The organism is Bradyrhizobium sp. Cp5.3, assembly GCF_000426265.1.
Taxonomy (GTDB): Bacteria; Pseudomonadota; Alphaproteobacteria; order Rhizobiales; family Xanthobacteraceae; genus Bradyrhizobium; species Bradyrhizobium neotropicale.
Window position 1 is genome coordinate 158,046 of the sequence record NZ_AUFA01000010.1, and the last position, 12,764, is coordinate 170,809.

Genomic DNA, 12,764 nt, shown 5'->3' on the forward strand with positions numbered 1-12,764 from the left:
TCTCCCTTCTGTGACAAGCGTCACATAAAGGCATCCAAGCGGGTCTATGGATAATGCCCGTCATCGGGCCGCAGAGCGTAGAGCCGTTGGCTCACCCGTCCTCAGCAGGCGAGATGCGGTCTCGTCTGGCGCGAGAGGCAGGGTGAACTGAAAGACGGCGCCGTGAGGCTCGTTCGCGCCGGCCCACATCCGTCCGCCATGCGCCTCGATGATCGAGCGGCAGATGGCGAGGCCCATCCCCATGCCTGTCGGCTTGGTGGTGTAGAAGGCGTCGAACAGGCGCTCCACATTCTTCGGATCCAGTCCCGGACCGGAATCCCGCAAGGTGACCTGCACGCCATTCGATGCGTCCCTGCCGGTGCTGATCAGCAACTCGCGTCCCCCCTCGCCGACCCCGGCCATCGCCTCGACCGCGTTGACAATCAGGTTGAGGATCACCTGCTGAAGTTGAACCCGATCTGCCTGAACGGGCGGCAAGCCTTCGGCAAGTTGCGTTCGCACCGAGACGCCGTTCTTGAACGCTTCGCTGCGGGTCAGCGCAATGACCTCGAGCACCGCCTGGTTGATCTCCATGTCCTCCTTTTGCGGGGGCGCCTTCCTGATCAGCGCTCGGATCCGGCCGATGATGTCGCCGGCTCGCATGCCATCAGCGGTGATCCAGCCGAACGTCTGCCTGACCCGCTCCAGATTTGGCGGTTGAGCCTGAAGCCAAGTCAACCCGGCCTCGGCGTTCGCCACGATCGCGGCGATCGGCTGGTTGACTTCATGGGCGATCGAAGCGGTGAGCTGCCCCATCGTGGTGACGCGATTGGCGTGCGCGAGCTCAATCAGGGCTTCATGGTAGCGCCGCTCGTGTTCGCGAGCTTCGGCTTCCGCCCGCTTGAGAGGCGTCAGATCAAGCACAAAGCCGACCCCTTGATCCCCGCCTTCTGCAAACATGGTCCCGCCGATCAGCACGGGCACGCGGCTTCCGTCCTTGCGCACATACTCCTTCTCGAATGGCAGGGCCGTCCCGACCCGCTTCAATTCCCCCACGGTTTGCAGGTCGCGGTCGCGCCATTCCGGCGGCGTGAGGTCGGTCCGATGCACGCGCCCCGAGACGAGATCCTCCCGGTCGTAGCCCACGATGCGCAGGAAGGCATCGTTGGCCTCGAGAATGCGTCCCTCGACCTCCCAGATGATGATGCCGATGATGTTGGCATCGAACAGGCGCCGGATCTTGATATCGCGCGCTGCAACATCGCTCTGGAGCTGGATGTTCTCCTCGGTCGCCTTTCTGCGCCGTTTCGCTTCGAGCCGCGCGAGCGCCAGCGCAGCTCCAGCCAGCGCGACGACGAGGACAACGGCGCCGGTGATCCACCATGTCCAGCGTTGCTCGAAGGCTTCGGCGCGCGCCTCGCGGTCGGCGAGACGGAAGCGCTCGTGATCCACCATCAGGTCGATCTGCGAGCGGATCTCATCCATGCTGCGGATCATCGCCAGCGCCGCCAGCCCGGACGTGCCGGCCGTCTTCACCATCTCGTCGATCTCGCGCAGCTTGGCTGTAACGGTCAGCGCCAGATGTTGAGCGCGCAGCCTCTGCAACGGATCGTCCGCGACCAGCGCCTGCAGCGCCTGCGCCTCTCGCCGTACACCTTCGTCGGAGACGCCGTAGGCCTTGAGATAGGTCGGGTCGAGGGTCATCAGATACCCGCGACGTTCGGCCTCCAGTTCCGCGATGATCGCCCGCAGCCGATCGAGTGTTTCGAGGACTTGGCGGCTATGCCCGACCACGTGATGAGTGGATTGCCGCTCCTGCCAATATTCCAGGCCGAGAATTGCGGTCGCGGAAAACAGCGTCAGCAGCGCCACGACCGCCAGGACCAGCGGACGAGCAAGCCATCGCAAAGGCAGGGCCCGAACAGGGACGGACATTGGCCGTGCGTCTTCGATTCGTGTGACCGTGCGTGTTCTGGTGCCGACGCCAGAGCATGATAGGACAATAGCACGGATGGGTAGGTCGGGAACCCGACATTCATCGGACCACTTCAGTGGTGAGAGCCGCGATGTCGCAGGTGTACGGTCCCGCGCGCGTGCTATGAATGAATGCCCTTGGTGATCGAGGGAGCATCAACATGGCGCAGGGTGAAAACTCATCGGGCCGTCGCTATCGGGCGAGCCGACGCAGCTTCGTCAGGGGATTGGGGACGGCTGGCGTAGTCCTGCCGGCTCTGACCGCGCTGCCGCGCTGGGGCTTTGCCGAGGATACCACTGCGGCTTACGCAAGCGCGTCGATCGACTGGAAGCAGTTTGCCGGGCAGACGATCACGCTTGCGGGTGCGATCCATCCCTGGTCGCATGCGATCACGCCGCTGCTGCCGGAGTTCACCAGGCTCACGGGCATCACGGTGGACGCCGATTTCCAGCTGGAAACCACGTTCATGAGCGCTCTGCCGATCAGGCTCGCGCGCGGCAGCAGCACGCCCGACGTCTTCATGTTCACGATCTACGGTCAAGGCATCTCGGCAGGATGGCTCGAGCCGCTGAACCACTATTACTCCCAGAGGTCGCTGACCGATCTCGGCTGGTACGACGAGAACGACCTGCTGAAAACAGCCCGAGCCTTCCCGCTGTGGTCGGACGGCGAACGCTACGCCATCCCGATCACCTCGGAGGCGATGACCCTGTTCATCAACAAGGATGCGCTGGCAGCCAGGAACCTGCCGGTTCCCCAGACATTCGAAGAGCTGCTTGCCACAGCCAAGGCGGTCAAGACCAGCGAGATGTCGGGCATCGCCATGCGGGCCCAGGCCAGCTTCAATTCCTGCCCGCCGGCCTTGGGCTTCGTGTTCTCGTACGGCGGAGCCATGGTCAAGGACAACAAGGCCGCTTTCGCGAGCCCCGAGGCGATCGCGGCCGTCGAGATGTACGGACAGATACTGAGCCAGGCCGGACCTTTCGGCGCCGGCAGCTATGAATGGTACCACGTGCTGGATGATTTCCTGCAGGGCAGGACCGCAATGGCCATCGACAGCAGCAACTTCGCGACCGACATCTCCAATCCCGCGAAGAGCCGTGTGGCTGGGCACGCCGGGTATGCAACTTTCCCGCATCTCCCCGGCCGTGCACCCGTTCCCTTCATGTCGCACTGGCAGGCCTGCATCAATTCCAAGTCACGAAACAAGCGGGCAGCGTTCCTGTTCCTGCTCTGGGCGACGAGCAAGCCGACATCGCTGCAGACGGCTGCAGCGGGGCTGGCCACGACACGCGTATCGGCGTGGTCCAGCGAAGGCTTCAAGACGGCGTTCGGCGCGGAGGCCGCTGAGGCGGCGCTCACCAACCTGCAAAATGCCGATGTCGACCGCGCCAAGGCCATTCTTTTCCACCCGCAATCGAAGCTGATCCTCGACGCCTTCATGATCGGCGTCAACGAAGTGGTCAACGGGGCGAAATCGGCAAAGGACGCGATGACAGGCGCGGCCGAGCAGGCCAATGCGGCGATCCGCGGGTAGCGGCCAATCGGTAGTGATGGAGCCGTGCTGTGCGCGGCTCCATCGGGCCTAACTAGCCGCTCGGCAATGCCGGTCAGGCGAATCCGACCTCATGCCGCATCACGAACGGCGCAAGCAGCGCGTGCACCTCGCCGGCGACCACCTCGCGCTGCTCCGCCGCGAGTCCCGCAAGCGTGACGGTGGCGATCGAGCCGTGGCTGCCATGGGCCCCGACTTTCACTTTGCAGTCGATGCCGCGCTCGGCGATCGGCGCCAGCACCTTGGCGAAGACACGCTGCGCCGCGTCCCAGCGCAGCTGCGGCTTGAACACCTTGCCGACACCGGTGACCGGCATTGGATCGATCGGGATGATCTGCACGGGCACGGCGGCGCGCTCGGGCGTGCGCTCGCGTACCCACGTCTCCAGCTCGCCGGGCTCGACCTGGGCACCCGGCTTCAACTGCACATAGCCGATCGGCAACTCGCCGGCATAGGCATCGGGCTGGCCGACCACCGCGGCGAAGCCCACGGCAGGATGGCGGAACATGATCTCCTCGATCGGCGCCGGATCGATGTTGTGGCCGCCGCGGATCACGAGATCCTTGGCGCGGCCGGTGATCCAGAGATAGCCGTCAGCATCTAACCGGCCGAGATCGCCGGAATTGACCCAGACCTCGTCGACGAAGGCGCCCTCGTTGTGTTCGCCGTTGAGATAGCCGCCGAACACGCCGGGACCGGCCATGATCACGACGCCGATCTCGTCAGGTGCGCAGTCACGGATCAGCCGACCGTCGGCATCGAGCTGCACGATGCGCACGCGCGCATAGGGCATCGGCAGGCCGACCGAGCCGAGCCGGATCGGCCGCGACGGATAGGCCAGCGTATGCACGCTCGAGGTCTCCGTCATGCCGTAGACCTCGACCACCGGCAAGCTGAGCTTGTCCTGGATCGCCGAGCCGACCGCGACGGGAATCGCCGAGCCACCGCCGGCGGCATATTTCAGGCTGGAGATGTCGGCATTGCCCGGCGGCACCGCGAGCGCGGCGGCGAGCACCGTCGGCACGCTCGACAGCGCCTCGGGCCTGAAGCGTTCGACCAGTCCCCAGATGTTCTTCACCGAATTCGGATTGCGCCATCCGCTCGGCGACAGCACGACGAGCGATCCGCCGCTCGACAGCGTCAGCAGCACCTGCGTCAGCGATCCCCCGACGTGAAACAGCGGCATGCCGAACAGCATGTTGCCACCTGGCTTCGACTTCAGCATCAGACCGAGCGCCCAGGCCTGATAGACTTGGTTGGCATGGGTGTGCCGCACCAGCTTCGGCGTGCCGGTGGTGCCGCCGGTGTGGAAATAGGCGGCGATGTCGCTCCCAGGAATCTTGCGCCCGCTGACAAGCCGGTCGGACGGCTGCTGCTTGATGAGATCGTTGAACGCGTAGATTCCGTTGGCGGGATCGCCGCCGCCGGACACCTGCACGATCGCCTTGAGATGTTTCAGCTGCGGGCGGATCTGCTCGACCTTCTGCCAGATGTCGGTGCCCGGCATCGGCCCGAGCGCCACCAGGATCCTGGTGTTTGCGGCTTCCAGTATCTCCGCGATCTGGTGCGGCTCCAGCAGCGGGTTGACGGGATTGGCGATGCCCGCGGCCTCCGCGCCGAACAGCGTCACGAAGGCATCGGGCACCAGCGGCAGCATGAAGCTGATGACGTCGCCCTTTTCCGCACCGAGCGCGTGAAACATGTTGGCGGCCTGCGTGACGCGGACGATGAAGTCGCGGTAGCTGACGACGAGCGGCGTGTCGGCCGGATCGGCATTTTGCAGGAACTGAATCGCCGGACCGTCGGGGTTGCGCTCAGCGCCGAGCTTGATGGCGTCATAAGTGCTCGCGGCCGCGACGCGATCCGCGTAAGGGACCTGCTCGAAGGCCCGCACCTCCGCGTCCGTTGCCAGGTCCGGGTAGTCGTTGCCGATGAGCCGATCGAGCGCGTGGATGCCCGCCATGGAATTCCGTCCTCCCTCATGTTCATTCCGCGCCCCTTTGTCGTTGACATTTTGGTTCAGGCGGGCTCCCGACCGCTTGCCGGTCGGGCGTGGACAGAATGATGGATGATTTGGCGTTCGTCCATTCCCTACGGGCTGCGGCGATAGAGCCCTGTGAAACTGGCTCCGGCGCCGCCGCAATCGCCATTGTCCTGCACCAGCAGAAACGGGCCGACGCGCCGCATGCGCACCCGGCAGCCGCTGTCGCAATTGGTCTCGAACGGCAGCCAGCCGTCCTCGAGGAAGGCGATGTTGTCCGTTCCAGGCTTCACCTGCGCATCGAGCGTGCCGGTGTGGACGTCGCGCATCGTGGCCACGGCCATCTCGCCCACGATGTGCAGACGACCGCCGATGCCATCGTCGGTGATGGCGATGCTGCCGTTCGGCAGGCTCCAGGTGCCCAGCCAATCGCTGAGCTGTGGTGCCGGCATCGGTGCGACCGGGCTCAGCGCCGCGCGCGGCAGCCAGCCGTTCCGCCAGGCCGGGATCCTTCTCACCGGCGAGCGGTAGCTGATGCAGGTGAAATCGCCCCGCGTCCGGCCAGCAAGCACGAAGTCGCCGGGCACGAGATAGGATTTCTTGCGGCAGGCCCCGCCCGCCGCGGGGCAGCTTGGGGCCTTGCCGGTCTCGTCGTCCGGACTCTTGATGAAGTTGACGCGCGGGCCGGCCGTCACCCGCGCCAGCACGACCTCGTCGTCCCAATCAACGCCGGCGCAGTTTCGGGGGTCATAGGCAACGTCGCTGGTCCCGTGGTCGATGAACATCGGGTTGGCGAACAGGCTTCGGCTGTCATACGTGTCGTAGGCGGCTGCCGGGCCTGCGGCCAGCATCGCACTCAACATGATTCCGATGATCCCGGCTCGCATGGCATGTTCCAAAGTCGGCAGCGTTGGCTGTGAGTTGCGCCTGGCGCCCAGGAGGTTCGAACCCTCATTCTTGAACCTCCACGCGCGATCGGGGGACCAACAACTGGCGCTGGTCTCGCCACCTGACCCCGCGCTTGGGCGAATTGAGGACCCCATGACCACGACCCTGCAGCAGCGGATCACACGGATGATTGTCGTGCTCACGATGGCATCGGCGATCGCCCTGCCCCGCGCCGCCCGCGCCGAGGAGACCCAGCTCGACAAGATGCGCGCGAAAATCTCGGCCTTCGTCGGCAACATGATGGAGAAGCAGGGCGGATCGCGCATCGTCTACAAGGTCGATACGGATGGCCTGCGCGAGGCTGCCGTCACGGACCTGCGCGACGACGTCTACAAAAACCTGCGGGACGGCCACATTGCATTCTCAGGCCTTGCGATCCATGACGGCAGCGTCGAGGTCAAGATCGCCGACGCCAAGGGCCGTGATCAGCTCGAGCGCAAGCTCACCTCGGTGGCAAACACGTTGCCCACGCACGCGTTCACCGTGACCGACGCCGGCGATGGACTGATCAGGCTCACGCCCGCGGATGCCGCCCTCGCCGCGCGGCAGCACGATCTGGTCGAAGACTCCATCGCCATGATCGAGCAGCGCCTCAAGGACAACGACATCAAGCTCGCCAGCGTGCAGCCGGACGGGCCGGACCGCATCCGCATCTTCCTGCCGGGCATGATGGAGCCCGAGCGCGTGATCGCGATCTTCGCCAAAAAAGTGCGCGTCAGCTTCCGCACGGTCGACCTCTCGATGCCGGCGGAGCAGGCTGAGCTCAGCAGCCCTCCCGCCGGCTCCGAAGTCCTGTTCGGCTTCAAGGACAAGCGATCCTACCTGGTTTCGAAGGACAGCGCGCTCGACGGCGACGACATCAGCTATGCCGGCCCGGGCTTTGCCACGGGCACCAAGGATCCGATTGCCTCGTTCACCTTCAATGCGCGCGGCGCCCGGCGCTTCGCGCACGTCACGGAAGAGAACATCGGCAAGCCCTTTGCCATCGTGCTCGACGACAGGGTGATTTCGGCCCCCGTGATCCGTGAGCCCATCACCGGCGGCTCGGTCCAGATCTCCGGCAATTTCACTCTCGAAGAGGCCAACAGAGTCGCCATGCTGCTGCGCGCCGGCGCGCTGCCGGGGCACCTTTCCCTCGTCGAGCAGCAGGTCGTCCAGCCCGCCGCCAAGCCATAAGGTACGGGATCGCCGACGCTCCCCCGTGCTGATGGCCTTGACGCGGGCCAAGCCCGCCCACAAGTCCATTCATAGGTCCGAAGCCGCCAACCGGGCTCCCGAATCACGAACCGCTCGGATCACAGGCGCAACGAACGGGCAATTGCCGAAACCCCCGTTCAGGCTAAAATTTGCCTCTTGCGGCAAGACCGCCGGAAATTCCATTCAAGCGGTCGTCATTCGATTTCGGCTATACGTCTTGAGACCATCGACCTGGACTGAAGGCCTTTCGCGGGGACATATCATGGCGTCCGGCAGCGCAGACATTTCGTCGATCCTCGACCGCATTCTCGATGCGGCAACGGATAATCTGAGGATCGCGAAGATCTTGGTCCAGATGGGCCTCGATCCCAACAACGTCACCTACGACGCGATCTTCAATCGGCTGCTGGAGATCTTCCTGCACAACATCACGCTGGCCAATCTGCTCGCCGCCATCGGCGCCGGCTTCTTCGTCGCCACACTCTTGATGCGGACGATGGTGCCGCTGCGCGTCGCCAACATGGTCGGCTGCGTGTTCTTCGCCGCCTTCGGCGCGCTCTCCGCGAATGTCTCGACGTTTCTCCTCTATCTGCTGCTGCTTCCGATCAACGCCGTGCGCCTCCGGCAGATGCTCAAGCTCGTCAAGAAGGCGCGCCATGCGGCCGAAGGCGACATGTCGATCGAATGGCTCAAGCCGTTCATGACCGAACGAAAATACCGCCGCGGCGATACCCTGTTCAGGCTGGGCGATCCAGCCAAGGAGATGCTTCTCACGGTAACCGGCAAGTTCCTGGTCAAGGAGATCAACGTCGAGATCGGGCCCGGAGCTCTCATGGGAGAGCTCGGATTCCTGACGCCGGATAACCGGCGAACCGGAACGATCGAATGCGTCGAAGACGGACAGGTGCTGACGATCACCTATGACCGGCTGCTCGAGATCTATTTTCAGGACCCACAGTTCGGCTATTACTTCCTGGTACTGACCAGCCAGCGCCTCCTGCAAAACATCGACCGCTTGCAGAAGCAGTTGGCTGCCGAACGGGCCGCGACCACGAACAGGATTGCGTGATCGGCCGCCCAGAGTCGTCATTGCGAGCGCAGCGAAGCAATCCAGAGTCTTTCCACGGAGATAGTCTGGATTGCTTCGCTATGCTCGCAAGGACGAGATTGGGGCAAGCGCGTTCCACAATCTCACTGTCATAGCCCGCCTTGCGCGCTTGCGCACTGGGGCGGGCGATCCAGTACAGCGGCATATGAAAGGCGCAGCGCCCGCCCCCCGAGACGCTCCGCTACCCCGCCTCGGCCTCGCCGCTCACCATTCGCGCCACGACACGGTCGCGGCGGATGAACTGATGCCAGAGGGCGGCGATCACGTGAACCGCGATCAGCGCAAGCAGGACATAGGCAAAGAAGATGTGGCGGTGCTCGTAGGCGTCCGCTGCCGCGCGGTCCGGCGAGGTGAATTGCGGCATGTGAAACAGGCCGAAGAAGTCCGAGTAGTTGGGCGAACGTGCGCCGGAATGCGCCCAGCCGAGCGCCGCGACCAGGACGACCACGAGATACAGCGCGCCATGGCTGATATGGGCCGCGATCTTCTGCCAGCGCGAGGTCTCGGCCGGCAGCGCCGGCGTCGGGTTCAAAGCGCGCCAGGCAAGACGAATGAGTGTGAGCAGCAGGATCACATAGCCGATGTCGGCGTGGATCGAGCGGTAAAAGAACCGGTCCGGGCGCGCCGGGATGTGGTTCATCCACCAGCCGAAGCCGATCATGCCGATGATCGCCAGCGCCAAAATCCAGTGCAGCCACCGGGCGACGCTGCCCCAGCCGGCATTCGTGTTTCTGATCATGTCAGCTCCCCGTTTGCGGAAGGCATCCCGGCTCGCACCGCAGCGTGGCTGCTGATCGCGGGACAATGCGGCAGCCACGAAATGGAATCGTTCCAAATCGGCACCATGGCGGCTCGGCCGCAAAATCGCCCCAAAAACCGAATGGTAACCATGCGAGGACTAGGGTAACCACGTGACCGACACTCCAACCATCCTGGTGTTCGATTCCGGCCTTGGCGGGCTCACGGTGCTGCGCGAGGTCGTGGCCGCGCGCCCGGACGCGCATTACGTCTACGTCGCCGACGACGCCTTCTTCCCCTACGGCCACCACAGCGAGGACGAGATCATCGCCCGCGTGGTCCCGCTGATGGGGGAACTGATCGGCACACATGATCCTGACCTCGCCGTCATCGCCTGCAACACGGCGTCCACCCTGGTCCTATCGCATCTGCGCGCCGCTTATTCCCTGCCCTTCGTCGGCACGGTGCCGGCGATCAAACCGGCCTGTGCGCAGTCGAAGACCCGCCGTGTCTCGGTGCTCGGCACCAAGGGCACGGTGAAGCGCGAATATACGAAGGCGCTGATCCGCGACTTCGCGCAAGGCTGCGAGGTGACGCTTGTGGGCTCGCCCGAGCTCGCCTCACTCGCCGAAGCCGCGCTCGGCGGCCATACGATCAGCGACGGCGACATTCTCGCCGAGCTGAAGCCCTGCTTTGTCGGCGATCCCGACGATGCGAGCGCGCGCACCGACACGGTGGTGCTCGCCTGCACGCATTATCCGTTGCTGCTCGAGCGCTTGAAAAAACTCGCGCCCTGGCCGGTCGACTGGATCGATCCAGCGCCCGCGATCGCACGCCGCGTCTCCGACCTGCTCGGTCCGCGGGCCGCGGAGATCGTGCAGACCGGTGCGGAAATGATCTTCACCTCGAACCGCGTACACGGGCTTGGGCCCACCTTGACGCCGTTCTTCGGCGGCCGCGTGCCGGCCTGACTTCTCGCGTCAACGGCGCACTGCTAGGCTCCGCCGTCATCGTCCCCGCAGGTTTGCCATGTCGGTCTCGCCAACGCCGCTCAACCGCCTCCGCCAACTCTGGCGCGAGGGCCGTCCCGCCTTCGGTGCGATAGCGACGATCCCGAGCGTGCAGACCGTGCAGATCATGGCGCGCTCGCTCGACTGGATCATCGTCGATCTCGAGCACGGGCCGATCGGCCTTTCGGAAGCGCATGCGATGATCGCTGCCACGACGGGCACGCCATGCACGCCCCTGGTGCGGATCGCGGCGAACGAGCCGTGGCTTGCGAAAGCGCCGATGGACATCGGCGCCTTCGGCATCAACTTTCCGATGATCGCGAGCCGCGCTGATGCCGAGAAGGCCGTGCGCAGCGTGCGCTACCCGCCGCGCGGCGACCGGCTCTGGGGTCCCTTCCACGCGCCGTTCCGTTGGGGCCAGTCGATGCCGGACTACATGGCCGGCGCCGATGACGAGATGATCTGCATGATCACCATCGAGCATGTCGACGCCGTCAACCGCATCGACGAGATCATGGCGACGCCCGGCATCGACGTCGCGGTGATCGGCCCCGGCGACCTCGCCACCTCGATCAACAAGCGCGGACAGATGGACGATCCGGAGTTGCTCGAACTGATCGCCCGCGCCGAGGCCGGCATCCTCAAAAGCGGTGTGCCGATCGGCGGCGTCGCCCGCACCGCCGAGCAGGCCAACCGCCTGATCGACCGCGGCTACCGCGCGATCGCGCTCGGCTTCGACTGGTCGCTGTTCCAGCGCGGCATAATGGCCGCATTCGAGGGGATCAAGCGGTAGATTGCAGGTTCCGGCGATCTTGCAAGAGGGTACGAAGTTACGTCAAATTAGCCATTCAAGACATTGATAAGACACGATTTATGGAGATCTTCGCCTGAGTTTTTGACCGTCGTGGGGACGACAACGGTTGGCCCCGGACCGGTTCGCTCATGCTAGATCAAAGCGGCGGGCGACGGCCGCCTCGCCAGTGCCGTTCCAACCCGCGGGAACCGGAGAACGATGCGCGGTACACCCAAGTCCATTTCGCTGCCGCGCCGCCTGATCTGCGACCTCATGCGCGCATTCGGCGGCTGTCCTGGGCGGTCGGGCTGAATTTCGGCCGACAGCGGGGCAATTGGTTCGGCAGCTTCTCGGTGACCTCTATCGCGGCCTATGGCGGCGGCGCGCTCCATGCCATCACGCCGGGCCCCTTTATCGTCAGCTATGGGGTGGTCGAGCCCGACCAGACCATAAATGTCGTGATCCGCTGGGATCACCGCGTGACCGATGCCGCCCCGATCGCCCGGGTCCTGACCCGGCTGGAACAGGTGCTGAACACTGAAATTGCTACCGAGTTGCGGACGGCTCGGTCGAAGCCGATCCGGGCGGTGAGGGCCTGATTCCGGGCTAATCGCATTGACAGGGCGGCCCAAACTCTCCTAAAAGCCCCCTGCTCGCGGGCCGATTTCGGCCCGCGAAGCGTTTCGCGACCCGTGGTCCTGTCCCTTTCCAAGCTTTGGGGATCGGACCTGTCGGTGCCGGGCTAGCCCGTCACACAGGAGGGCGCGTTTCCTCAAACCATGAACCCGAAGAGGACGCGATGACTAAGCGCAGTGAGGCGAAGTACAAGATCGATCGCCGTATGGGCCAGAACATCTGGGGCCGCCCGAAGAGCCCCGTGAACCGCCGCGAATACGGCCCCGGCCAGCACGGCCAGCGCCGCAAGGGCAAGCTCTCCGACTTCGGCGTGCAGCTCCGCGCCAAGCAGAAGCTGAAGGGCTATTACGCCAACATCTCCGAGCGCCAGTTCCACGGCATCTATGTCGAGGCGAGCCGCCTCAAGGGTGACACCGGCGAGAACCTGATCGGCCTGCTCGAGCGCCGTCTCGACGCGGTCGTGTACCGCGCCAAGTTCGTTTCCACGATCTTCGCCGCGCGCCAGTTCATCAACCACGGCCACATCAAGGTGAACGGCCGCAAGGTCAACATCTCGAGCTACCAGCTCAAGGTCGGCGACGTGATCGAGGTCAAGGAAGCCTCCAAGCAGCTCGCGCACGTCCTCGAGGCGAGCCAGCTCCCCGAGCGCGACGTGCCCGACTATCTCGAAGTCGACCACGGCAAGATGACCGCGAAATACGCGCGCATCCCCGGCCTCTCCGACGTGCCGTTCCCGGTGCAGATGGAGCCCCACCTGGTCGTCGAATTCTATTCGCGCTGATAACGAAGTTCGAAAGGCCCCGGTTCGCCGGGGCCTTTTCATTTGAGGCGGCCACTCCCACGT

The 12,764-nt window shown here is 64.7% G+C and carries 10 protein-coding genes and 1 pseudogene; 7 read left to right on the forward strand and 4 right to left on the reverse strand.

Going from position 1 to position 12,764, the window contains the following annotated elements:
- Positions 1 to 60: 60 nt before the first annotated feature.
- Entirely contained in the window at positions 61 to 1,914 is a 1,854-nt protein-coding gene (locus tag K289_RS0116565; RefSeq protein WP_027552555.1) for an ATP-binding protein, read from the reverse strand.
- Positions 1,915 to 2,114: 200 nt separating this feature from the next.
- Here K289_RS0116565 and K289_RS0116570 point away from each other — a divergent pair, with 200 nt between their 5' ends.
- Positions 2,115 to 3,491, forward strand: a complete 1,377-nt coding sequence (locus K289_RS0116570; RefSeq protein WP_027552556.1) for an ABC transporter substrate-binding protein — start codon at positions 2,115 to 2,117, stop codon at positions 3,489 to 3,491.
- A gap of 73 nt (positions 3,492 to 3,564) precedes the next feature.
- Here K289_RS0116570 and K289_RS0116575 read toward each other — a convergent pair whose 3' ends face one another.
- On the reverse strand, positions 3,565 to 5,472 hold the full coding sequence (locus K289_RS0116575; protein WP_027552557.1) for an acyl-CoA synthetase: 1,908 nt from the start codon (positions 5,470 to 5,472) through the stop codon (positions 3,565 to 3,567).
- A gap of 128 nt (positions 5,473 to 5,600) precedes the next feature.
- Positions 5,601 to 6,377, reverse strand: a complete 777-nt coding sequence (locus K289_RS0116580; RefSeq protein WP_027552558.1) for a hypothetical protein — start codon at positions 6,375 to 6,377, stop codon at positions 5,601 to 5,603.
- Between the two features lie 154 nt (positions 6,378 to 6,531).
- Here K289_RS0116580 and K289_RS0116585 point away from each other — a divergent pair, with 154 nt between their 5' ends.
- On the forward strand, positions 6,532 to 7,614 hold the full coding sequence (locus K289_RS0116585; RefSeq protein WP_027552559.1) for a preprotein translocase subunit SecD: 1,083 nt from the start codon (positions 6,532 to 6,534) through the stop codon (positions 7,612 to 7,614).
- Positions 7,615 to 7,897: 283 nt separating this feature from the next.
- The gene (locus tag K289_RS0116590) at positions 7,898 to 8,704 is read left to right on the forward strand and encodes a Crp/Fnr family transcriptional regulator (RefSeq protein ID WP_027552560.1); all 807 of its coding nucleotides are present in this window, start codon (positions 7,898 to 7,900) and stop codon (positions 8,702 to 8,704) included.
- 220 nt (positions 8,705 to 8,924) lie between these two features.
- Here K289_RS0116590 and K289_RS0116595 read toward each other — a convergent pair whose 3' ends face one another.
- A complete protein-coding gene (locus K289_RS0116595; protein ID WP_027552561.1) occupies positions 8,925 to 9,482 on the reverse strand; it encodes a cytochrome b in 558 nt (185 codons plus the stop codon).
- Between the two features lie 172 nt (positions 9,483 to 9,654).
- On the opposite strand from K289_RS0116595, the gene murI reads away from it, so the two are divergent.
- The 4 genes and pseudogenes from murI to rpsD all read left to right on the forward strand — a co-directional run bounded on the left by murI (position 9,655) and on the right by rpsD (position 12,701).
- Positions 9,655 to 10,452 (forward strand): glutamate racemase, encoded by a 798-nt coding sequence (murI, locus tag K289_RS0116600; protein ID WP_027552562.1) that lies wholly within the window; start codon positions 9,655 to 9,657, stop codon positions 10,450 to 10,452.
- A gap of 58 nt (positions 10,453 to 10,510) precedes the next feature.
- Entirely contained in the window at positions 10,511 to 11,284 is a 774-nt protein-coding gene (locus K289_RS0116605) for an HpcH/HpaI aldolase/citrate lyase family protein (protein ID WP_027552563.1), read from the forward strand.
- Between the two features lie 281 nt (positions 11,285 to 11,565).
- A pseudogene (locus K289_RS44530) lies at positions 11,566 to 11,883 on the forward strand (acyltransferase); the annotation flags it as partial.
- A 200-nt stretch (positions 11,884 to 12,083) separates the two neighbouring features.
- Positions 12,084 to 12,701, forward strand: coding sequence for a 30S ribosomal protein S4 (gene rpsD, locus K289_RS0116615; RefSeq protein ID WP_018647416.1), 618 nt, complete (start codon positions 12,084 to 12,086; stop codon positions 12,699 to 12,701).
- Positions 12,702 to 12,764: the final 63 nt, after the last annotated feature.